Below are 22,861 nucleotides of genomic sequence, written 5' to 3'. Positions count from 1 at the left end.
TTCGATGAAATCAGTGCCTAAATAAATTGAAGAGTCTGTACTTCGTCAGGTTTTAAAACGTTTACATTATCCACTCGATATGATGTTGTTATGTGTGCGTTGGTACGCGGCCTATGTGCTGAGCGGTATTGTCAACTTACGGAGGCTGGCAAAATATTGTAAGGTGGCGAGATGAAAAAATCTCGACTCTATCGCGGGTTCCGCTACCCAGCAGAAATCATCAGCCATGTCGGGTGGCTCTACTTCCGGTTCGCGCTGAGTTTTCGCGACATAGAAGAACTAATGGCCAGCCGTGGCATCATAGTCACGTATGAGACGATCCGCCAATGGACGTTGAAGTTTGGCCCAGGCTATGCCAATGAGCTTCGCCGGCGTCAACCGCAACGCGAAGACAAATGGCATCTCGACGAGGTGGTGCTAACGATCAAGGGCAAGCACCATTACCTATGGCGTGCGGTCGATCAGAACGGACATGTGCTCGATATTCTGATGCAGAGTCGGCGCAACCGACAAGCTCAAGAGTTATGCCGCGTGTGGAGCATCGCCAACACAAAGGCCTCAATAACCGTGCAGAACTCTCGCACCAACCGACGCGGCAACGAGAACGACAGATGCGGCGCTTCAAGTCATCGGGCCATGCTCAGCGCTTTTTATCGGCTCATGGCCCGATCAACAATGCTTTCCGGTGTCAGCGAAACCGTATGACAGCGGAGCAGTACCGACACATGCGTACGCAGGCATTTTCTGTATGGAATGAGGTCACCAACGTAGCAAAAAAACCTAATCCGTGACACCGTGTTACCCGGGCAAATGCAAGTTCGCCTGAAATTGTACAACTCGCCGTCTCCGTTCAGCAAGTTGACAATACCGGCGGGAGTACTGGCGCGTATTGCACCACCAGCATCACCTGTACCTAAAGCGATGGCGGCTAAAAAAGAGAGTGGGAAACCTAAAGCTAAATGATAGAACCTGTCAGCGCGATTAATAGATTTATCCATGGCGTTGGTGCACTTAAAAGTTGAAGTAAAAAGTACCCCAACCCCGATCATTTATGCAGGAACTTTCTGACTACGGACGGAGTTTGGGCGTCCAGCAGCGAGCATGCGATTTGACACAGCAACACCGACGGCGGCCTCGGTTTTTTGCGCTTCGAATCTGCGCGCACGCAGTCGAGGACCGATGATCGATTTATAGCGTCCCATGGTCGTTTCGACCAAAGCACGCTGTCCATAACCAGTGGCTTCTTGCCAAGCCAACCGACCCTCTGTATTGATCATGTCAAGATGGCGATTACGCTGACTTGGCGAACGCGATTGAGTACCAGGAACGGCGGTTTTACGGGGTGGGATAACCACCGCAATATCGTCACCATATTGCGCGATCGTTTGATAAGTGGGCGCGCCATCATAGGCACCATCGGCAGTGACTTTGTCGATTTGTTCGTCGACCTGATCCAGTAGTGGCCCCACTTGAGATGGGTCATCCGTATGCTGATCGGTGAGGATCTGCGCGACAATCATGCCTGCATCGATGTCAAACAGCGTGCAATACTTACCAGATTAGGGGTGGAAACAGCGTCCAAAAGTTTCCACCCTAGTGTGTCACCATCCGGTGTTTTAGCCGGGGGTATCTGGAGTGATTTATATGGACATCATTTACGAAATAAGAAGACGTCATTCAGTACAGAAACAATCGATTTCTGCCATTGCGAGAGAAATGGGACTCTCCCGGCCGACCGTACGCAAACATCTCAATACCGTCGAACAGCCTAAATATCAGCGGCTGCTAACGGTTTCACCCCGCCTCGATGAATATAAAGACCAGCTAACCTCCTGGTTAGAAGAAGAATCCAAACTACCCCGATCACGGCGCCGAACAGCGCAACGGCTATTTGAGGGGCTACAGGAACTAGGTTACGGCGGGGCCTACGACAGCATTCAACGATTTGTAAAACAGTGGAAATCCAGCGCACATGGTCCAAAAATCACCGAAGCGTTTATTCCGTTGGTGTTTCTGCCAGCCGATGCCTGCCAGTTTGACTGGAGCCAGGAACAGGTGGAAATCGCTGGCATCATGCAAACGATTAAAGTCGCCCATTTCCGGTTAGCCTATAGCCGCCAAATGTTTGTGGCCGCCTATCCCAGAGAAACGCAGGAAATGGTCTTTGATGCGCACATCTGGGCATTTACCTTCTTTGGCGGTGTGCCTGCCCGTCTGATTTACGATAATCTCAAGACCGTCGTCGACACCGTCTTTGTCGGTAAAGAACGTCAATTTAACCGGCGCTTTTTAACGCTGGCCAATCATTATCTGTTTGAACCAGTGGCCTGCACTCCTGCTTCTGGTTGGGAGAAAGGTCAGGTCGAGAATCAAGTTGGCAATGTACGGGAATGGCTGTTTACCCCGTTGGCCCGCTTTGCTTCCTTTGCGGATTTAAATGCGTGGCTCACAACCCGCTGCCAGGAATTAGCGCAACGTATGCACCCGACACAAAGTCAGCGCACCATTGCAGACTGTTATGCTGATGCGCAGCCTTTGCTTCGACCTGTCAGCGCGCACTTTGATGGCTATGTAGAAAAAATGATGCGTGCCTCGTCCACTTGTCTAGTGAAAGTAGACCGGAATAAGTACAGTGTGCCAGCGCGGTTTGCCGGGCAGGCGGTATCTGTTCGCACGACAGCAAATCTGGTGCGGGTCGTCGCACAGGGCGAAGTGATTGCCGCCCATGCCCGTCAATTCAGTCGTGACCAGTTGATTTGTGATCCCTGGCATTACCTGCCTGTTCTGGAGAAGAAGCCTGGCGCTTTACGCAATGGCGCACCATTCGTTGAATGGACATTACCCAGAGCGGTTGTGCAAGTACGCGACCGGATTCTGAAGCAACCGAAAGGAGACCGAGCCTTCGTAGAATTACTGATGCTTGCCGGTGAAGCAGGACTTGATGCGCTTACTGTGGCATGTGAGTTAACTCTGGAGGGCGGCGTCATCAGTGCGCCTATCGTGATGAATGAATTGCGCCGTCTCATTGCGCCGCATTTACCCGCAGCAGCGATCCACCTGCCAGACACCATTGCTTTGACGATGGAACCTCTGGCGAACTGCCACCGTTATGATTATTTGCTGGGAGCGGCCAATGTCCACTGACCACGCTACCAGTTTAAAAACACTGCAACTCTATGGGATGGCTTTGGCATGGAGTGAGCTGCAGGCAGAAAAGCCCAGGCAAGCACATCGACCTGAAAGCTGGATGGAGCGGTTAATCCATGCAGAACAAACCGATAGGCAACTCAAGAGCTTACGCTATCAACTCAAAACAGCACGCTTCCCGATTCACCGTGACTTAACTGGCATTAACTGGGCAGAGACTCCCTTATCGCAAACAGTGGTTGAGCAATTGGCGACCGCAGGATTTATGGAAACAGCGCACAACCTAATTCTGGTGGGTGGTACTGGCACCGGCAAGTCGCATTTGGCCACTGCCATCGGTGTCGCGGCAATCCATCATGGCAAGCGGGTGCGTTTCTTTAATGCGGTCGATCTGGTCAACCAGTTGGAACGAGAGAAGAGTCAGGGAAAGGTCGGCAATCTGGCGAAACAGCTCTGCCTGATGGACGCTGTCATTTTAGATGAGCTGGGATATTTGCCGTTTCCCGCTTCTGGAGGTGCATTGCTGTTCCATCTGATCAGCCATCTCTATGAAAAAACCTCGCTCATCATTACGACCAATTTGTCATTCGGCGAGTGGGTACAGGTCTTTGGTGATGCAAAAATGACTACCGCTTTGCTTGACCGTGTTACGCACCATTGCGACATCTTGGAAACCGGGAACGATTCTTACCGATTTAAGCACAGCAAAAATCGTTCTGAACAAGCCGATAAAATGGAAAAATTTGGACGCTGACAGGTGGTAAATATTGAACGCTGTTTGACAGTCTAAGGGAGGCGGCTGTATCCAACATGGCGTCGGTCAATTTGAACCCTTCCAATCACGCGCCATCCGCTAGATCCCGCCCCGCTGGGCCTGCGATGGATCAATCCAGTCAAGTTTTACTGCTCCGAAGACATATTGAAACACTTGGGCATCAAAGGGCAAACGCTTTGCCTGATGTTGGACGATTTTAAATTCTGGAAGAACAAAAATCCTCGATGGGAACCGCCTCATCGTTCAACCCGGATATCCATACTGTAACTCAGTGCATTTTGATGATGCTTCACGCGAACTGGAAGACCAGCCCGACTGACTGCTAACGCCCCAAAGCGGTCTGTCGCGCCTCTACGAAGCAGACACTCAAAGTTAGCGCATTATTGGTTTTTGCGCTCTATCCCTTATTTTAGGAGTGCGCGACGATGAGACACCTCCAGGCATAAAGACGGACTGAGGACGGTCAGGTTTCGCCGGCCATTGGCGCTTGGATGTCCGAAGTAGTATCAACGCCCGTCTGGAAGCTGGCACTCATTCATTTCATGGACTTTGTCGCAAAATGCATACAAACATGCAGAAGCGTCTCTTTAATGACGCAACGACCAGATGGAGTTTCGAGTACTATTAAACGAATAGTTGCCGAAAGTAATTTCTAACCTGATGGAATGGTAATGTTAAAAAAATTCATCCGTATTGGTTCATGGAACATCGGTGCCAGATTAGCACTCTTTATGTTTATTATTGTCGGTGCGACATTAGTTACTCTTATCGCATTAATCAATTACAGCACTAATCAACAAATCGAACAACGAACCGCTCTTGATGTCACTGACAAAACAAAAATGGTGGCCGATATGTTGAATATTTTTGATGCTGGTCTTCGATCACAAGTCAGCGTCGACGCCAAAATTTTCGAGGGCAGTTTCAAAGGCGCAGTTGGGCTTGATCCATCACGTTCCATTGATGTTGCCGGAACCGCTACACCAGTTTTGAAATCGGGCGACGGTGACCTCAACGGAAATTTTCCTGTGTTGGATCAATTCACCAGCCTGTCAGGAGCGATAGCAACGCTGTTCGTCAAGAAAGACAACGACTTCATACGGGTCTCAACATCACTGAAGAAGGAAAATGGTGAACGTGCGGTCGGCACTGTGTTGGATCATACGAACCCAGCTTTTGAAATCGTTAGCGGCGGCAAAAGTTATGTGGGTATCGCGACCTTATTCGGAAAACAATATATGACGCAATACGACCCCATTATCGACAGCGGGGGAAAAGTTATCGGCATATTTTTTGTTGGCGTCAATTTTACAGAGGCGATTACACAACTCAAAGATAAGATTCGGGCCATGAAAATAGGTGACACCGGATATTTTTATGCGCTGGATGCACGGGAAGGAAAAAACCTTGGCACCTTAATTATTCACCCGAGCAAGGAAGGGCAAATAATCCTCGATTCAAAGGACAGCAGCGGGCGTGAATTCATCAAAGAAATACTGGAACGAAAAGAAGGCGTGATACGTTATCCATGGGTCAACACTGAGCGCGGCGAGTCGGAAACACGAGAAAAGATCGTCGCGTTTATGCCGATAAAAAACTGGAATTGGATCGTGGCCGGGGGTGTCTACACCGACGAATTCACGCGAGATGCGACTGCGCTTGCCCATCGCTACGAAGCGATCGGCGTCATTTTATTGCTATGCTTAGGGGGCGCATTGTATTACGTCATGCGTGTGCGTCTTAGCCTCCCCTTGCAGACTGTGATTAATGCCGCAAGAAATTTGGCTCAAGGTGATTTGCGAACCCATATTAGTTCGACACGGGTTGATGAAATTGGCCAATTGATCGAAGCGATTAATAGCATTGGAACAGGCTTGGCGGAAGTGGTCATGCAGGTGCGTGCGAGCACGTCCGAAATTTCTCTGGCTGCCGATGAAATATCAAATGGCAACGCTGATTTATCGGCGCGGTCCGAATCGCAGGCCAGCTCGCTGGAACAAACGGCGGCGTCTATGCAAGAACTGACCGGCACAGTTAAAAAGAATTCCGAGAGTGCCAAGACTGCCAATGATCTGGTGGTTTCGGCAGCTGGTGTTGCCACTAAAGGTGGGCAAGTTGTTTCGCAAGTGATCAGCACGATGGCATCGATTAAGGAGAGCTCAAAGCGGATTGTCGATATTATCAGTGTCATTGATGGAATCGCATTTCAAACCAATATTCTGGCGCTGAATGCCGCTGTGGAAGCTGCCCGTGCAGGCGAGCAGGGGCGTGGCTTTGCCGTGGTAGCTTCCGAAGTGCGTAATCTGGCCCAGCGCTCAGCAGCAGCAGCCAAGGAAATCGCATCCCTGATTCAAGACTCCGTTGCAAAGGTAGATGCGGGCAATTTACTGGCTGAGCAGACTGGAAATACGATGACTGCGATTTTGGAATCTGTCGACAAGGTGACTCACATCATGGCCGAAATTAGCAGCGCCAGTATCGAACAAAGCTCCGGCATTGAACAAGTGAATCAAGCAGTTGGGCAAATGGACGAAATGACACAACAAAACGCTGCCTTGGTGGAAGAAGCTGCGGCCGCAGCGGAAGCCATGAGCGAACAAGTCAATGCAATGGCAAAAATAGTCGGCGTGTTCAAGATTGAAGAACCAACAGCAACAGTAACAAAGCGTCTGCAAAAGTCAGCTGTGTCATATTTGTAAAAAGATAGTATCAACCAGGAGCTCTTTTTCTATGTCTTTTTCTCGTTTTTTTAAAGATAAAATATAGCACATATGGCTCAAATAGATGAGCGCGCCAGGCGCTGTTGTGTGATGTCATATTTATAAGCCGGAGGAAAGAGCCGCTCGAAAAAAGCGATTGGAGTATTGATGGTACTCATTTTTCTCGCTCGCTGATAGACGATTCCAAGTGCTGGTATCAACATAATCTCTCTCAATAAAATCAAAGGCGTAACCGAATGACGGCTCATGGCCGCTCTAAGACAAAGCATGCAGCTTTTGCTGCTCCTCTGACACAGGCCAAATGAGTGCTGTGGTCTGCTGCTGCCAACCTAGCTTCAAATAGAACTCCTCTTTACCTGGAGCAGCAGTTAATGTGATAAATTTATAGCCCACCAATTGTGACCTAAGGTAATTTACAATTTCTCGCCCAAGACCAGATTGTTGACTGTCAGGTTTCACTACAACGTCGACCAAAAGCGCGTAGTACTTGCCATCGTCCATCGTTCTTCCGAACGCGACTAATTCGTCTCCATCGTATACGAATATGACGAAGCTACTTTTTTCAAAGGCGGAACAAATCTCTGAGGGCTGACGGTTGCCCCAGCCCACTTGTTGAAATAGTGAAGCAACTACTTCCCAGTCAACTTTCTGGGTTGTGAATACAAAGTTCAAATTTCACTCCAATACTATTAGATTAGGTTTAAGAAAGAGCAATAGTCGGTTACATTTCTAAAATTGACGAAAAAAATGAAGGGCCGCTGCTGGCCGATTGTGAGCGGTCGTCTCGCCGCTATCAACAGCGCTTGCCGAACCAACGTCACGCTCTTTCATTTTGGGGCGTGAAGCCTACTTATTCATCAAATGCCGTTTGCGCTTACACCATTTCGCAAAACAGACCCAAGTTATCAATGGAAAAATCCAAAAAATGACGATTGCAAAGTAAGGGAGATTCGATCTCGAAGCAGCCAGAATAGCTGTAATTAATATAGAAAATGCGAATAAAATTGTGGTCCAAATTTTCTGCAGTGCCGTAACCTTCGAAACAAGAAGATAAAGAAAAAATGCCAAAATCAACCCCATAAAGGGCAATATTACTGCCAAAAATAATATGTCCATTTTCCCCAATTTGCTGTCCTTTGTTGGTACCGAAGCTGATTTATTCCGATTAAGGCGGACATGCAAAGCTTTGGCGTTCGCTTTGAGCCGGGCCGGATAAAACAAGATCTTTACCGTTGCTATCAACCTCAGAGTGGTAGTCAAAAGTATTCCAGCTAAAGCCAGCGACAATGCCATATTTGTTGCCTGTGCTTCGTAAAGCGCACCACTGATTTTTCAAATCTTCTTCCAAAATCATATAGTTCGCAATTGCTGTGCGTGGACTGGCAGCGAGAATAGTATCCAGTTCAGCGGGGGAGCCAATGTTTTTCAGTAATAGCCTTATCGGATTATTGGCAGCCTTACCGTTATTGAAGCGGACAATGAAATCGGATAATGGCGTAGCCCCGTTACCGTACCCGGCGCGGTATAAATTATCTACTTCCACCGATACCACACCCAAGGGCTGTAGATCGCGGCGTTGGTGCACTTAAAAGTTGAAGTAAAAAGTACCCCAACTCCGATCATTTATGCAGGAACTTTCTGACTACGGACGGAGTTTGGGCGTCCAGCAGCGAGCATGCGATTTAACACAGCAACACCGACGGCGGCCTCGGTTTTTTGCGCTTCGAATCTGCGCGCACGCAGTCGAGGACCGATGATCGATTTATAGCGTCCCATGGTCGTTTCGACCAAAGCACGCTGTCCATAACCAGTGGCTTCTTGCCAAGCCAACCGACCCTCTGTATTGATCATGTCAAGATGGCGATTACGCTGACTTGGCGAACGCGATTGAGTACCAGGAACGGCGGTTTTACGGGGTGGGATAACCACCGCAATATCGTCACCATATTGCGCGATCGTTTGATAAGTGGGCGCGCCATCATAGGCACCATCGGCAGTGACTTTGTCGATTTGTTCGTCGACCTGATCCAGTAGTGGCCCCACTTGAGATGGGTCATCCGTATGCTGATCGGTGAGGATCTGCGCGACAATCATGCCTGCATCGACATCGACGGCCAGATGTAGTTTGCGCCAGCTACGGCGCGACTTCGCGCCATGTTTTTCTTCCAGCCATTGTCCTGCCCCAAAGACCTGCAAACCTGTGCTGTCGATGAGCACATGGAGTGGCCCCTTTGGTGCGGATGGTGACTTCGTTACCGTCAGTCCGACCGCCCGTCTGCTGACCGTGGTGTGATCCGGTGCCGTGATTGTCAGGTTCATCAGTGTCAGCACGGAAGCCATTAACCCTTCGGTTTGTCGCAGGGCCATTTTGAAGGCGGAGCGCAGCATCAGACTCGTCTCAATGGCGCTATCCCGATAGCGAGCCTGACCATTTGGCCCTACGCTTTGCCACTGATCTAATGCTGCGTCTTCAATCCACAACGTCAGGCTACCGCGCCGCCGTAATCCTGCTTCATATTCCGGCCAATTCTGAACCTTGAACGACATCTTAGGTATATGATGACGGCGATCGTCGTTGTGTTTGTTGGGCATCGGGGCGATCAGTAAAATTGAGGCCGCATCGTAACATCACCGCTTTTCGAGTTTGAAGTGCACCAACGCCACGCCATGGTGAAAATAGTTTGAGATGTCGATAACTAACTTGATTCGTCCCGATTTGTGAACCCATTTCTAGTATCAATGGTTTCCTACCATGTTGGATTAAGTGCTCCCCTATAGCGAAAATCTACCGTATCGCAATACAAGGCTAAGCATCACTAGCCGGTTGAGTGCGTTGGACGGGCGGAAGAAGATGTCGTGGAACTCATTGACGCGCGAGTGGGCGTGAAATCAACAATATTTTCCAGCCAATGTCCAACTGAGAAATGGAACGACGCTTTCGATAACAAGACAATTGCAGACGCGGTTCTCGACCGTTTGGTATGTAGTTCCCACAACCACAAGCAGTCCGGCGCGTCGTTAAGGTAAAAAGTTAGAGATACTAAATAAGGTAGTGTCAACTTACGGGCTGCGGGAAAATTTTGTAAAGTAGCGTGATGGAAAAATCCCTACGCTACCGCGGCTTCCGCTATCCGGCAGAAATCATTAGTCATGTCGTGTGGCTCTACTTCTGGTTTGCGCGGAGTTTTCGCGACATACAAGAGCTTATGGCCAGCCTTGGCATCATCGTCACGTACGAGACGATTCGCCTGTGGCGAAGACGCCAATCATGCCGGGTGTCGAGTATCGCTAGCACAAGGGCCTAAACAACCGGGCCGAACTCTCGCATCAACCGACGCGGTAACGAAAGCGACAGACGCGCCGCTCCAAGTCATCCGGCCAAGCTCAGCGCTTTTTGTCGGCGCAGAACCCGATCAACAATGCCTTTCGGTGCCGGCGCAACAGCTTGACAGCGGAGCAGTACAGGCATGTCCGCACGTAGGCATATTGTATATGGGATGAGCTCACCGACGTAGCAAAAAAAGCCTAATACGTGACACCGTGTTTCCCTACCAGAGGCAATTTCGTCTGCAATTCTACAAGTCGCCGTCTCGGTTCAGCAAGTTGACAATACCACCGTATGTAGTGATATGAGCATCTCGCTTAACGCGACAAAACCGCAATAAGCGCGTTGCGACATTAATTAAATGTTAATTACTATAATAGACTATAAAAAACTATAATTTCCTATAGCAAAATCTAGTGGGTAGACTATAATGAACTATAATTCTTTGTAATACAGTTCAAGCGTTTATATCATGACAACTGAAATTCCTATTTTTCACCGGCCAGAGTTAGCCCGGCAAATTGTCCAAAGAACCTTGTCTGCCAATGGACGGTCTGGTGTGTTCATTTCAGCGCCTCGGCGCACTGGCAAAAGCACTTTCATTATTGAGGATATCATTCCGTCGCTGAGGGGGCTTAAGGCTGAGGTCATTTACGTGGACTTGTGGAGCGATCGAAGCCGCGATCCAGGCGACTTAATTGCCGAAGCTGTTCGGGAACACCTACAAAAGCGCGAGGGCGTGCTACTCCAATGGGCGCGCAAGGGCGGCTTGGAAAAAATCAATGTCGGTGGAGTCTCAGTTGATATCGCTAAGGTCGGCATTGGCACAGGAAAAACACTGGCAAAGGCACTTGCAGAGTTAAGTGATGCTACTCAAGCGGTAATTGTTTTAGTGATTGACGAGGCGCAGCACGCTATCACAACGGAGGCCGGTGCCAACGCATTGTATGCCCTAAAAGCAGCACGCGACCAACTAAATGGTTCTGCTCATAATGGATTTCGGTTGATCGCGACAGGATCGAACCGAGATAAGCTCAGTATGCTAGTTAATGGGAAAGACCAGGCCTTCCTCAATGCTGTCCTGTTTGATCTGGAGCCCCTAGGGAAAGACTTCGTAGAGTGGGAGCTATCACAGTACGGCGGGTTGGTTGCGCCGTCCCTCGCGACCGTTGAGTCGGAATTCATTGCATCTGGCCACAAACCCGAAACCTTGCATAAGGCCCTTGACGATTTAGCATTTCGGTTTAACGTCACTGACTGGAATGTTGACTCTGAATTCAGGTCTATATTTTCGGCAATTAACTTGGATAGCAAACAGAATTTTATGCGCCAGGTGAATAGCCTTCCACCTTTGCAGGCGTCTGTTTTGGTAGTGATGGCTACAACTGGCGCAGACTATGCTCCGTTTCGGCCAGCCACCGTACAAAAATATAACGCCTTGTGCAAAAATTTTTCAACTTCGGAAGTTGTTGTTGACGACTCCTCCATCCAGTACGCACTGGAAGCACTTCGAAAGAAAACTTTGGTGTGGAACAGTGCAAGAGGTGTGTATGCGATCGAGGATTCACAGCACGTGGTTTGGCTTAAAGAGGAATTTCCTGCCGTAACAGTTGAATGAGGCTATTGTCAACTTGCTGAACCGAGACGGCGACTTGTAGAATTGCAGACGAAATTGCCTCTGGTAGGGAAACACGGTGTCACGTATTAGGTGTTGGCGCGCACTCAATATTGACCAGCCGGGGGTGCGGATAAAAACTTGGACTACTTGGAGGTAGTTCATGTATTCATACGAAGATCGTATTAGAGCAGTAAAGCTCTACATCAAATTTGGGAAGCGCACTGCGCCGACCATCTTGCAGCTGGGTTACCCGACAAAGAATGCTCTCAAGAGCTGGCATCGGGAATTCGAAGAATGTTGTGATTTGCCGGAAAGCTATGCGCGCAGGAAACCGACGTATTCTGAGCAGCAGAAGAAAGAGGTTGTTGAACATTACTTTAATCACGGTCGCTGCATTGCTGCCACGGTCAAGGCATTGGGTTATCCCGGGCGAAAGACACTGAGCGACTGGATCAATGAACTGCACCCCGAAACAGAGAAGCGGATTGTTGGCAAAGTCTCGGGACTATTACATCCCCAAGAGTTCAAGCAGGCAGCGGTCATTGAACTTTGCACACGACAAGAAAGCGCGCAAGTAGTTGCACAAAAGCTGGACGTAGACAGGACGACGCTATATAAATGGACAAATCAACTACTTAGCCGTGAGGCCCTAGCATCCATGAAATGCTATAAAGACTCACCGCCAGAACCTGAACGTGCGGAACTGGAGCGACAAATCGAATCGCTTCGACGCGACATCTGACATCCGACATCTGCAGCTAGAACATGATCTCTTAAAGAAGGCCAACGAAATAATAAAAAAAGCCAGGGCATCGACCTGCACCTTCTGCGCAATCAGGAGAAGACGATGTTAGTTGATGCCCTGAGAGAGACTTATGCACTGCCAGAACTTCTTACTAAGCTGGGTCTGGCACGCAGCTCCTACTTTTATCATCGGGCCCGATTGCAGCTTGCTGACAAATATGGTGGTGTGCGTAGCACCATCACTGAGATCTTTGAACTCAATCACCGTTGCTACGGCTATCGTCGGATACAGGCATCACTGGGCAAGCAGCAGGTCTTCCTCTCGGAAAAGGTCGTGCAGCGTTTGATGAAGCAAGAACGCTTGATCGTCGCCAAGGTCAAGCGACGCCGTTATAGTTCCTACCTAGGCGAAATCTGCCCTGCACCAGAGAATGTAATCAATCGCGATTTCCGTGCCGCAGTCCCCAATGAGAAGTGGCTCACCGACATCACGGAATTTCATATCCCGGCCGGCAAGGTATATCTATCGCCGATGATTGATTGCTTCGATGGCATGGTCATCAGTTGGTCAATCGGCATGAGTCCAGACGCAAAGCTTGTCAACACGATGTTGGATGCCGCCATCGAGACGGTGGTCAATAGCAACGACCGGCCCATCGTTCACTCTGATCGTGGGGCTCATTATCGCTGGCCTGGGTGGCTATCGAGGATCAGTGATGCAAAGTTGATTCGTTCGATGTCGCGCAAAGCGTGCTCGCCTGATAATGCGGCATGCGAAGGATTCTTCGGGCGGCTGAAAACAGAAATGTTCTATCTTAGGGAATGGCAAGCGACTACCATTGAGCAGTTTATTCAGGCACTTGACTCAAACATTCGTTGGTACAACGAAAAACGGATTAAAATTTCCCTTGGCTCTCGCAGTCCACTAGAATATCGCGAGAGTCTCGGCTTAACGACATAAATCAGTCCAAGTTTTTATCCGCACCCCCGCCATGATCCTTCGTTTGAATCACCTCGCGCAGCGTTACCGACAACATTTTTTTAGGAACGCAATGACGTTAAGTCGATTGCGATAGTGGTTTTCGCGGCCTGATTGCTCTGTGTTATTCGAAAGCTGGCTAACTAACTTTGGTTGGAATGAATAGCGTGCCGATGTATTGCGTATAGGTCTTTATCGTCAAATTTAAAAATTAAAAAATCTATAGTTCCTCTTACACCGTAGGATCTTTTTTTGAAAAAAGAAGTTATACCTGAGTAGCCCAAGATTACTTTATCGAAGGGAAGCAGTCTCACCCGGCGAGAAGAATTCGACTTGTTTTGTATCAAGCCAGTGGATGTGCGTTTACAAAAAGTACAGTGTCGTGTGAACATCATAAATTTTGCGGAGCTTTAAAAAAAATATTAAAAAAGAACTAAAAGCTCTATACTCAGCGATTACGCTCCCCGGCGTTGTGGAGATGCTCGTGCCCGCAAAAAAAATTATCAAAGACACTTTAACTGAAACTAGTGAGGTGATGGCTCTATCTGAGATGCCCTCTAGTTTGACATCAACCGCACCAGATATAGCCTTTCCTATCGTTGGTATCGGAGCCTCTGCAGGCGGATTAGAGTCCTTCGAACAGTTCTTTTCTGGCTTTCCGGCAGATGCGGAACCTTCGATGGCATTTGTCCTGGTACAACATTTGGCTCCTGACCATAAAAGTCTGTTAACCGACCTAATACGGCGTTGCACGCATTTCGAAGTGTTCGAAGCGGAAGACGGCATGGAAGTTCGCCAAAACTGTGTCTATGTTATTCCACCAAATTTCGATATGGCGTTTCTAAACGGTGTATTGCATTTGCTAGAACCGTCGGCGCCACGCGGACAAAGACTACCGATTGATTTTTTCTTCCGCTCTCTGGCTAACGATCAGCGTAAAAACGCGATTGGAATTGTATTGTCCGGCACTGGAAGTGATGGCACTTTAGGTGCGCGAGCCATCAAAGGTGAGGGAGGAATGCTAATGTCACAAACACCCGAGTCCAGCGAATTTGATGGCATGCCGCGAAGTGTAATTGCGACCGGGTTGACTGATTATATTTTACCATCTGCGGAGATGGCGGCACAGCTTATCACCTATGTCAAACATGCCTATGGAAAGCTTCATCGGCATCCTGCGGTAGATTCACCCCATACAGAAAGCGCTTTAAAGAAGATTTTCATTCTTTTGCGCTCACAGACCAACCACGATTTTTCCAACTATAAACCAAGTACCATCAATCGCCGTATTAAGCGCCGCATGGCTGTTCATCAGATCAACGACATCGACAGTTATGTTAAGTATCTGCAAAAAACGCCGCCTGAGGCGGTGGCCTTGTTTCGTGATCTGCTCATAGGTGTAACTAATTTTTTCCGCGACCCTGACGTATTTGAAGTTCTAGAGCATGAAATCATTCCGCGACTATTTGCCGATAAACCCCCTGGTGCCGTTATAAGAGTTTGGTCAACGGGGTGCTCTACGGGTGAGGAAGCATATTCGATCGCCATTTTGCTTCAAGAACGAATAGAAAAACTGAAGCAAAATTATAGTGTGCAAGTTTTTGCAACCGATATCGACAGCCGCGCAATCGCTATCGCTCGTGCAGGTTTGTATCCGATTAGTATCGCTGCAGACATTAGCCCAGAAAGGCTGGCACACTATTTTTCGCTCGAGCCCGATGGTAACTACTTCCGCATTCATAAAAGTATCCGAGACATGCTAGTGTTTTCTGAACAGGATTTAATTAAAGACCCTCCCTTCTCCCGACTGGATTTAATAAGTTGCCGTAACCTGCTGATTTACCTAGGAATGCCTTTGCAAAAAAAATTGATTCCCTTATTCCATTATGCTTTAAAGAAAAATGGGATTCTCTTATTAGGCACTTCCGAGGGTATAGGTGATTTTATCGAATTGTTCAAAATATTAGATCGCAAAGCAAAGTTGTTTCAGCGCAAGGATGATCGCCTTGAGGGACATAATTGGAACTTGCTGCGAACTATTTCACCCACTGCGTATGCTAACCAAACTCAAATTGCAGGAATAAAGAAAATGGAATTTCCAGCAAAATTACAATTGCGAGAGCTGACGGAGCAGGCGCTCTTGCAGCAACTTGCGCCCGTATGCGCACTTGTCAACTGGCATGGTGACATACTCTATTTACATGGCCGCACCGGAAAATATCTGGAACCAACACCAGGTGAAGTTGGTACCAATAATATTTTGAAAATGGCACGTGATGGCTTACGGAGTGATTTAACGTTATCACTGCAAAAAGCCACTGTCACTAAAGAAACGGCGCGCTGTTCTGGCTTACTGGTAAAAACTAACGGCCACTATACGTTGGTTAATTTAATCGTTTGCCCGGTATCGACTGGCTCAGCGACGACAGCAGAGGCATATTTATACTTGGTTATTCTTGAAGATGTGACAGCCGATTCCTCAGAGCGTTCCTTGCCAGTCGATGATTCCCCCATAGATGAAAAAATCAATTTGGATGTGGATACAGAGTCACGCATCACTTTGCTCAAACAAGAATTGCGAGCGAAGGACGAATATTTGCAGAGTACTCGCGAAGAACTAGAGAGTTCCAATGAAGAGCTAAAGTCTTCAAATGAAGAGATGCAATCTGTGAATGAAGAACTTCAAAGTACGAATGAGGAATTGGAAACCTCAAAGGAAGAGTTACAATCTGTGAATGAAGAATTGGCTACGGTCAATCATGAGTTACAGACCAAAATTCTGAGTTTGTCTCGTGCAAATAATGATATGAACAATCTTATGGCTGGTACTGGTATTGGTACGGTGTTTGTAGATTTTAAATTACACATCTTGCGATTTACTCCAGCAGCCAGCACCATCATTAACTTGATACCTTCGGATATAGGGCGCCCGGTCGCGCATATTGTCTCGAATTTGGTGGGCTATGACGGCTTGGTATCGGATACGCAAACTGTACTTGATACGCTAGCTGTTAAAGAGATTACCGTACAAACTACCATGGGGCGCTGGTACAACATGCGGATACAACCTTACCGCACACTTGATAATGTGATCGAAGGAGCTGTAGTCTCTTTTGTCGATATTACGGAAATCGTGCAAACACGCGATGCGCTTCACAAAGCCACTGAGTTGCTCCGTCTAGCGGTGGTAGTACGTGATGCCTACGATGCAATTACCATGCAAGACTTGAATGGCCGCATACTAGCCTGGAATCAGGGTGCAGTGAGGATGTACGGATGGACCGAGGCAGAGGCGCTATTGATGAATACAGCCGAACGTATTCCAGAGAACTTGCGTGCCGAAGCGCTTACTAAGGTGCAAGAACTCAGTCAAGCGGAGATTTTGGAGCCGTATCTTACTCAAAGACGCACTAAACTAGATGAGATAGTTGAAGTCTCTATTACGTCCACGGCTTTAATTAAAGAAAATGGTGAAATATATGCTATTGCGACTACCGAACGAATTGTCGGGAAGATGCTCCCATGAGCTCACATGAAAAGGATAGTCAATGTTCCGACAGGCCGGCAGAAATGCCTTCAGACGAGGGAGAAAATGACCATAGCATTCTTTCACAAAGGGAACGAGCCGAAGCCCACATTAGGCTAAATCCGGTATCTCGGCTCGAAGAAATTAATAACGGGCAGCATTTGCTGCATGAACTCCGAGTGCATCAAGTTGAGCTTGAAATGCAGAACGAGGAACTACGTGAGGCACAATTGGCACTGGCTCTGGCTAGAGATCGTTATTTTGATTTATATGATCTTGCACCCGTCGGATATTGCACAATAAGTGAACTTGGATTGATCAAGGAAACCAATCTGACTGCTGCCAGCCTATTTAGTATGACGCGTGGGAAACTAATCAATCAACCGATATCACGACTAATATTGAAAGATGATCAGGATATTTATTACTTACATCATAAACAGCTGATTGTAAGTGGAGAGTCTCAATCTTTTGATTTAAGAATGGTCAATGAAAATGGCGGGCCATTTTGGGGGCATATCACTACCACGCTCGGTCGAGATATTGAAGGCGGGAGTGAATTGCGTGCGGTGCTTTCCGACGTCACAGAACGTAAACAGGCAGAAATTAGAAATGCTCAGTTACAGCAAGATCTCGAAGAGAGAAATCGGGAGCTCGATCGCATCCGGATAGTCGCAGATAAAGCCAATCGGGCAAAATCTGATTTTTTGTCTAGTATGAGTCATGAGCTAAGGACACCCCTGCATGCCATCCTTGGCTTCAGTCAACTATTGGCCTCAGGTTTGCCACCTCCAACGTCAGAACAATCGCAAAGCATTGATCAAGTCTCAAAAGCAGGGTGGCACTTGCTTGAATTAGTCAATAAAATCCTCGATCTTGCAGTAATCGACTCCGGGAAGATAACTTTGTCCATTGAGCTAGTATCTGTAACGGAACTCATTACTGAATGCGAGGCAATGGTGCTGCCGCTAGCGCAACAACGCGGAATCAAGATAGTCGTACCTGTTGAAAATAGCCGAGATTTTATATTGGCAGATCCCGTGCGCATCAAACAAATTCTCATCAATTTGCTCTCGAATGCGATTAAATATAATCTGCCGGGCGGAGAGGTTGCAATAATTTGTTCTACAAGCACTTCTGGACGCCTTCGTATTAATGTAAATGATACTGGGGGAGGATTAACGCCCGCGAAACTCAACCAACTCTTTCAGCCGTTTAATCGACTTGGTCAAGAGGCAGGCAATGAAGGGGGAACAGGTATCGGACTGATAGTCTGTAAACGACTGATTGAATTGATGGGAGGAACGATCGGGGTCGAAAGCGTACTTGGTAAGGGCAGTTCCTTCTGGGTGGAATTAGACACCTCGTTGCAGTCGTATAGTACGGCGGAAAATATGTTGCCAATGCCCAATTCAGAAAAACTGAGCTTCTTGCAAAATACCCAAACCAGTAAAGTCGAGCATGGGTGTGGCCACTGTTGCGATTGGTTTTCTTGTTTGAAGCGGCACATGTGACATGAATTTGTGCCGGATTATCGTTTTATGGCGTGTCAATCCCTATGTGACCATCACTGCCCCTATGAACGTTGGGAAACGTTGTTTTTTTCGACTCTTTAAAAGCAAAGCTGTTACGTAAATAAACGCATCAACTGATCTGCGGTCAATACCAATAAACCAAACATCAAATGCGACATCACTTTTTCGCTACCACGCACCCGTACTGTCGTGCCACCAAATTCGTCTTTCAGCCTGCCATTGGTACGTTCAGCTTGCGTGCGTTCTTTATAACGCTGTTGTTCATGCGGGGCGAACGGTTTCTTCTCCCCGCCGCGTGCGTTGTGATCAATTAATGGCACGTGGCCAAGACTTTTGCTGTGTGCCCTTAACTCTTCACTGCAATACGCTGCATCCATCAAATCGTACAAATTCGTTACTCGTGCGGCCGTCATCGTTGCTAACGGCACCGCCGTTTGACTATCGTGCACCGAGGCGCTGGTCAATAGCGCACTGATGGCAACGCCGCAGTCAGCGGTGTCGATATGCAGCTTGTAGCCGTTCCAACTCACTTTATAACCTTGCGCATTGCATTTAGTGCCGCGGTCACACTCTTTGGGTAAAGCATTGACGATGCTCGGTAAAGTTTGCGTCAACTGCCAGCCTATCTTGGTCACTTTCTCTTCCTTTGGCGGCCTTATCTCGCCTTTCTTTGGCCGTCCACGGCGCTGCTTTTGGGCCTTTTCTACGGAAACAACTTTCATGTGTTTCTTCGGCTTCTCGCGCGCCGCAATCGCCGTGCCGTCACGGCTGATGTGTCCAATGAGGCTGTCGCCTAAATAACTCTTGATCAGCGCTTCGTGCACTTTCTCCGCTAATTTGGCTTGGGCAAATTCGCCAAAGGCGCGCGAAAAAGTGGCTTCATTCGGAACTTCTTTCCACATCTCAAAGCCGCACAGCCGTTTTAAACTGCGATCCATCGTCAATCGTTCTATTAAGGCCGCTGTTGTATTGAGCCCCAACACAGCTTTGGCGATGAAGGCGCTGGCCAATGCACCACGGTCATGCGGTTTGCGTCCTATCCCTTGCCATTGGTCCGACACAAATTCTTCGATGCGCACCCAGTCTAGTACATGAATCAATTTTTCCAGCTTCGGCGTCAGTGACCCGCATTGCTGTTTTATCTCCGGTAGCAAATCGTGTTGCAGTAAATTCCAGCGTTGCATTATCAGCAGGCGTTGTGTAGGATTCATAGCGGAGCGCAGATGGTTGTTTAGTCACTTTCATCTTGCCAGAAATGGCCGCTCCTTTCTCATCTATTTTGCGCTTCTCGCAATAAAATTACTCTCCGGTGTTTCGTTTTGCAAGAACCTCAACTTAAAGCAAATTCTGTCACATCGGATGAATGCGTGATCCCAAGCAAGTTGTACACTTTGCTGTACGTGGAAGACAATTTGGCGAACCTTAAACTCATCGAAGCGATTGTCGCGCGACGCCCAGCTATTATTCTAGTGAGCGCCCCAAACGGACTAAAAGGAATCGAAATAGCGACTCAAATAGTCCCCGATATTATTCTGATAGATATCGACTTACCTGACATGAACGGAAAGGAAGTACTCCATATCTTGAGAAAAAATCCAGCTACTTCTCATATTCCTATTATCGCGCTTAGCGCCAACGCAATGCGCAATGACATTGAAACTGGTTTAAAAGCAGGATTCCTTCAGTATCTCACCAAGCCAATTAAGATAAAGGAATTTATGGAAACGATTGATGTTTATCTTGAAGTGCAGCCTGAGCTATAGTTATTATTTGAACTGCTATGTCTTCGGGGGACAAGACAAAATTGATACAGCCACTGCTAATCGCTGCGTCAGGCATATCGGGTTGCGCAGCGGTATCTAATTTCTGGGCGATAGTAATACCACCTACTTGCTGAATGCCACATAGTGCTGCAGCGCCATCGCCATCAAAGCCAGAAACGATTACTGCGATGAGTTTTCCATTCCAATATTGTGTGAGCGAACGCAAAAAAACTGTGATGACGTCTGGCCACCCTCGAGGTTTCGAAATTACCTCTAGGTGAAACTGTTCGTTTTTTACGTGAAGATCTTTATTTTCCGGTATTACATAAACATGATTTTTTTCTACAAGTAAGCCTTCACTAATTAGATTAACTGGCATTTTGGTGAAGTTGGGAAGAATTTCGTGAAGCTAAGTTGGCATGCTTCGCATGTGATTCACGATCACGATAGCAACACCCATGTCAGGCGGAAGGTTTTTTAGTAGTCGGATATAGGCATCCAGACCTCCTGCAGAACCGCCTATACAGACAATGGGAAAGTTGCTTATCAAAGTATTCCTTCTTATATTGGTTGAAAAATATTTTTAGTTAGTCAAGAGAAAAATCTTTAGCTCGCGAAAGACAGTTTCATAAAATCTTTTTAAAAATTGTTATATCGTCCAAATATACCTACCCAAATTCACAAAATTCTTCCCATTCAAGGCTCTGTCTAAATTACTTGAGTGTCCATATTGCTGCGAAAAAATTCGTCAGTATTCCTGATCCCGGTTTTAGCAAAATACATGGTAGTGTCTGGATTTTTATTCAGCGTATCTGCATCTTGCCCATCATTAGGATAGAGGCTTATCCCAATGCTAGCTTTCACACATAAATATTTTTCTGCATGCAATACAGGTTGAAGAAAGGCTACTCGTCACGGTGAATAAAGCGATATTACCTTTGCTAAAAGCGGGATAAATTGACCTAGACCTGATATTGACTTTAGACCCGTATTTTGACCTTCTATAAGAGGGCGGCAATTTCTGATCGGCGAAAATACAATGTAGTTAATGGATAACCGAACAATCACTTTTTTTGCCAAAGGCTAGTAATTTCTGTAATGCACATAGTTTTCGACATGGCTTGGCAGAAGTCATACTATTTTTTATTTTGTTAAAACATGCCAGAATCATTTATTGATACGCCAAATAACATTACCTACATCATCAGCCACAAGTAACGCCCCTTTTTTATCAACCGCTACCCCCACAGGTCGCCCATACGCTTCATGATTTCTACTTAGAAAGCCAGTCAGGAAGTCCTCAACCGCACCAGTGGGTTGACCATTTACAAACGGAACAAAGATCACTTTGTAGCCACTATGTAACTTCCTATTCCAAGATCCATGTTGTCCAATAAATGCTCCGTTTTTATAATGAGGAGAAAATAAGTTGGCATCATAAAAAGTGAGACCTAAAGATGCCGTATGCGCACCTAATGCAAAATCCGGCTTGATTGCACTCTCCACTAAGTCAGGTCGTTGCGGAGTCACCCGTGTATCGATGTTCTGTCCAAAATAACAGTATGGCCAGCCATAAAAAGCACCGTCTTTTACAGAGGTCATGTAGTCAGGTACCAGGTCGTCTCCCAATTCATCCCGCTCGTTAACAGCAGTCCACAAACTGCCGTTTTCTGGCTGCCAGGCCATCCCCACTGGATTACGTAATCCAGAGGCGAACACTCGAACTGCCCCTGTTTTGATCGTGATTTCCAAAATATCAGCGCGATTGGTTTCTGCTTCTATGCCGTTTTCACCCACATTACTATTCGATCCAACACTCACGTATAAACGAGTACCATCTCGGCTAGCAATAATATTTTTCGTCCAATGATGGTTAATTGTTCCAGCAGGAAGATCAGCGATTTTCACCGGCTTTGAGGTAATTTTTGTATCGCCTTCTTTATACGGAAAACGTAACACAGCATCAGTGTCGGCGATATACAAATCCTCGCCCACTAATGCCATACCGAAGGGTGAATTTAAACCTTCTAAGAATGCTGTTTTTATTTCTGCGACACCTTCCTTATTAATACCTCTTAATAATGTAATTCGATTTGCACTGGCCACTCCAGCGCCGGCTTTTTTCATGACTTTTTTCATCACAAAGCCTTTGATACCTTTGCTATCGTCAGGCTTGGGAGGTGCATTGGTTTCTGCAACTAGAACATCACCATTAGGAAGAACATAAAGCCACCGTGGGTGATCAAGATTGACGCTGAAAGCAGTAACTGAAAAGCCTGGAGGCGCGACAGGTTTCATGCCTAATGGCCACCCGATTGCGGGTGCGATATTAACCGTGGGTATTAGTTGCTTTTGGGGTTTCGGTAAAGTCGGGTTACTTCCCATTCGTGCCATATCGTTGACTGTTTGCGACAACACGCTTTCACCCCCAAAAAAACTAATTAGTAGAAAAAATGGAGTCACTATTTTTGTATGGCGCATGATTTTTTCCCAATATAGAGATATTTATCGAGCATAAAAGAATTAAACAATTCGATTTGTGCAGTACCACACATTGATGCCTATATTTTTTCATACACTCTGACTACTAAATATGAAAATTCAAAAATTCGATGCGTAATTGGATAAAAGTATTTTTAAATTTCAACTCTATCTGTTCGATAGAGCACAGACCGACTTAGTTCTTACGCGTACCTTTTTTTGCTCTTGCTAACTTTTTAATGAGTCCT

General features: G+C 47.1%; 17 protein-coding genes and 6 pseudogenes. 14 read left to right on the top strand and 9 right to left on the bottom strand.

Translation table 11 applies throughout. The features are described 5' to 3' along the window. Nucleotides 1-25: 25 nt before the first annotated feature. The 3 genes and pseudogenes from RGU72_RS20875 to RGU72_RS20865 form a co-directional block, all read left to right on the top strand. A pseudogene (locus tag RGU72_RS20875) lies at nucleotides 26-124 on the top strand (IS6 family transposase); the annotation flags it as partial. A gap of 47 nt (nucleotides 125-171) precedes the next feature. After that, nucleotides 172-791 (top strand): annotated as a pseudogene (locus RGU72_RS20870) (IS6 family transposase). Nucleotides 792-795: 4 nt separating this feature from the next. Next, nucleotides 796-963, top strand: coding sequence for a hypothetical protein (locus tag RGU72_RS20865; protein ID WP_322121758.1), 168 nt, complete (start codon nucleotides 796-798; stop codon nucleotides 961-963). Between the two features lie 86 nt (nucleotides 964-1,049). Here the strand turns inward: RGU72_RS20865 and RGU72_RS20860 are convergent, their stop codons facing one another. After that, nucleotides 1,050-1,541: a transposase gene (locus RGU72_RS20860; RefSeq protein WP_322121837.1), complete on the bottom strand. Its 492-nt coding sequence runs from the start codon at nucleotides 1,539-1,541 to the stop codon at nucleotides 1,050-1,052. Between the two features lie 103 nt (nucleotides 1,542-1,644). On the opposite strand from RGU72_RS20860, the gene istA reads away from it, so the two are divergent. From istA to RGU72_RS20845, 3 genes are all read left to right on the top strand, one after another. Continuing rightward, the gene (gene istA, locus RGU72_RS20855; protein WP_322121738.1) at nucleotides 1,645-3,144 is read left to right on the top strand and encodes an IS21 family transposase; all 1,500 of its coding nucleotides are present in this window, start codon (nucleotides 1,645-1,647) and stop codon (nucleotides 3,142-3,144) included. Next, nucleotides 3,134-3,901 carry an IS21-like element helper ATPase IstB gene (gene istB / locus RGU72_RS20850; RefSeq protein ID WP_322121739.1) on the top strand — a complete coding sequence of 256 codons (768 nt, stop codon included), beginning with the start codon at nucleotides 3,134-3,136 and terminating at the stop codon, nucleotides 3,899-3,901. The genes istA and istB overlap by 11 nt, the downstream gene beginning before the upstream one ends. A gap of 692 nt (nucleotides 3,902-4,593) precedes the next feature. Beyond that, nucleotides 4,594-6,621 carry a Cache 3/Cache 2 fusion domain-containing protein gene (locus RGU72_RS20845; protein WP_322121757.1) on the top strand — a complete coding sequence of 676 codons (2,028 nt, stop codon included), beginning with the start codon at nucleotides 4,594-4,596 and terminating at the stop codon, nucleotides 6,619-6,621. A 77-nt stretch (nucleotides 6,622-6,698) separates the two neighbouring features. Here the strand turns inward: RGU72_RS20845 and RGU72_RS20840 are convergent, their stop codons facing one another. The 4 genes from RGU72_RS20840 to RGU72_RS20825 all read right to left on the bottom strand — a co-directional run bounded on the left by RGU72_RS20840 (nucleotide 6,699) and on the right by RGU72_RS20825 (nucleotide 9,234). Continuing rightward, nucleotides 6,699-6,890, bottom strand: coding sequence for a hypothetical protein (locus RGU72_RS20840; protein ID WP_322121756.1), 192 nt, complete (start codon nucleotides 6,888-6,890; stop codon nucleotides 6,699-6,701). 7 nt (nucleotides 6,891-6,897) lie between these two features. Then, nucleotides 6,898-7,314 carry a GNAT family N-acetyltransferase gene (locus RGU72_RS20835; RefSeq protein ID WP_322121755.1) on the bottom strand — a complete coding sequence of 139 codons (417 nt, stop codon included), beginning with the start codon at nucleotides 7,312-7,314 and terminating at the stop codon, nucleotides 6,898-6,900. Nucleotides 7,315-7,807: 493 nt separating this feature from the next. After that, the gene (locus RGU72_RS20830) at nucleotides 7,808-8,227 is read right to left on the bottom strand and encodes a hypothetical protein (protein ID WP_322121754.1); all 420 of its coding nucleotides are present in this window, start codon (nucleotides 8,225-8,227) and stop codon (nucleotides 7,808-7,810) included. Between the two features lie 38 nt (nucleotides 8,228-8,265). Continuing rightward, nucleotides 8,266-9,234, bottom strand: coding sequence for an IS5 family transposase (locus tag RGU72_RS20825; RefSeq protein ID WP_322121753.1), 969 nt, complete (start codon nucleotides 9,232-9,234; stop codon nucleotides 8,266-8,268). A gap of 264 nt (nucleotides 9,235-9,498) precedes the next feature. Between RGU72_RS20825 and RGU72_RS21475 the strand changes: the two genes are divergently transcribed. The 7 genes and pseudogenes from RGU72_RS21475 (at nucleotide 9,499) to RGU72_RS21465 (ending at nucleotide 18,348) form a co-directional block, all read left to right on the top strand. Then, a complete protein-coding gene (locus RGU72_RS21475) occupies nucleotides 9,499-9,669 on the top strand; it encodes an ATP-binding protein (protein WP_354335603.1) in 171 nt (56 codons plus the stop codon). A 68-nt stretch (nucleotides 9,670-9,737) separates the two neighbouring features. After that, a pseudogene (locus tag RGU72_RS20820) lies at nucleotides 9,738-10,123 on the top strand (hypothetical protein). 316 nt (nucleotides 10,124-10,439) lie between these two features. Then, nucleotides 10,440-11,585 carry an AAA family ATPase gene (locus tag RGU72_RS20815; RefSeq protein ID WP_322121752.1) on the top strand — a complete coding sequence of 382 codons (1,146 nt, stop codon included), beginning with the start codon at nucleotides 10,440-10,442 and terminating at the stop codon, nucleotides 11,583-11,585. 160 nt (nucleotides 11,586-11,745) lie between these two features. Beyond that, nucleotides 11,746-13,290 (top strand): annotated as a pseudogene (locus tag RGU72_RS20810) (IS3 family transposase). 502 nt (nucleotides 13,291-13,792) lie between these two features. Continuing rightward, nucleotides 13,793-16,834: a chemotaxis protein CheB gene (locus tag RGU72_RS20805; RefSeq protein WP_322121751.1), complete on the top strand. Its 3,042-nt coding sequence runs from the start codon at nucleotides 13,793-13,795 to the stop codon at nucleotides 16,832-16,834. After that, nucleotides 16,831-17,718 (top strand): annotated as a pseudogene (locus RGU72_RS21470) (sensor histidine kinase); the annotation flags it as partial. The gene RGU72_RS20805 and the pseudogene RGU72_RS21470, both read left to right, overlap by 4 nt. Before the next feature lie 156 nt (nucleotides 17,719-17,874). After that, nucleotides 17,875-18,348 (top strand): sensor histidine kinase, encoded by a 474-nt coding sequence (locus RGU72_RS21465; RefSeq protein ID WP_416200173.1) that lies wholly within the window; start codon nucleotides 17,875-17,877, stop codon nucleotides 18,346-18,348. 113 nt (nucleotides 18,349-18,461) lie between these two features. On the opposite strand, the gene RGU72_RS20795 is transcribed toward RGU72_RS21465, so the two are convergent. After that, on the bottom strand, nucleotides 18,462-19,580 hold the full coding sequence (locus tag RGU72_RS20795) for a transposase (RefSeq protein ID WP_322117783.1): 1,119 nt from the start codon (nucleotides 19,578-19,580) through the stop codon (nucleotides 18,462-18,464). 201 nt (nucleotides 19,581-19,781) lie between these two features. Here RGU72_RS20795 and RGU72_RS20790 point away from each other — a divergent pair, with 201 nt between their 5' ends. Further along, nucleotides 19,782-20,132, top strand: a complete 351-nt coding sequence (locus RGU72_RS20790) for a response regulator (RefSeq protein WP_322121749.1) — start codon at nucleotides 19,782-19,784, stop codon at nucleotides 20,130-20,132. Here the strand turns inward: RGU72_RS20790 and RGU72_RS20785 are convergent. The 3 genes and pseudogenes from RGU72_RS20785 to RGU72_RS20780 all read right to left on the bottom strand — a co-directional run bounded on the left by RGU72_RS20785 (nucleotide 20,086) and on the right by RGU72_RS20780 (nucleotide 22,613). Then, nucleotides 20,086-20,682, bottom strand: a pseudogene (locus tag RGU72_RS20785) (chemotaxis protein CheB). The gene RGU72_RS20790 and the pseudogene RGU72_RS20785 sit on opposite strands and share 47 nt — an antisense overlap. 158 nt (nucleotides 20,683-20,840) lie before the next feature. Further along, a complete protein-coding gene (locus RGU72_RS21460; protein WP_354335123.1) occupies nucleotides 20,841-21,020 on the bottom strand; it encodes a diguanylate cyclase domain-containing protein in 180 nt (59 codons plus the stop codon). Nucleotides 21,021-21,299: 279 nt separating this feature from the next. Continuing rightward, nucleotides 21,300-22,613 carry a PQQ-dependent sugar dehydrogenase gene (locus RGU72_RS20780; protein ID WP_416200171.1) on the bottom strand — a complete coding sequence of 438 codons (1,314 nt, stop codon included), beginning with the start codon at nucleotides 22,611-22,613 and terminating at the stop codon, nucleotides 21,300-21,302. Nucleotides 22,614-22,861 lie beyond the last annotated feature (248 nt).

The organism is Undibacterium sp. 5I1, from assembly GCF_034314085.1.
Lineage (GTDB): Bacteria > Pseudomonadota > Gammaproteobacteria > Burkholderiales > Burkholderiaceae_D > Undibacterium.
Note: the sequence above shows the minus strand (reverse complement) of the source record. Positions and strands in the feature narration are given on the sequence as shown.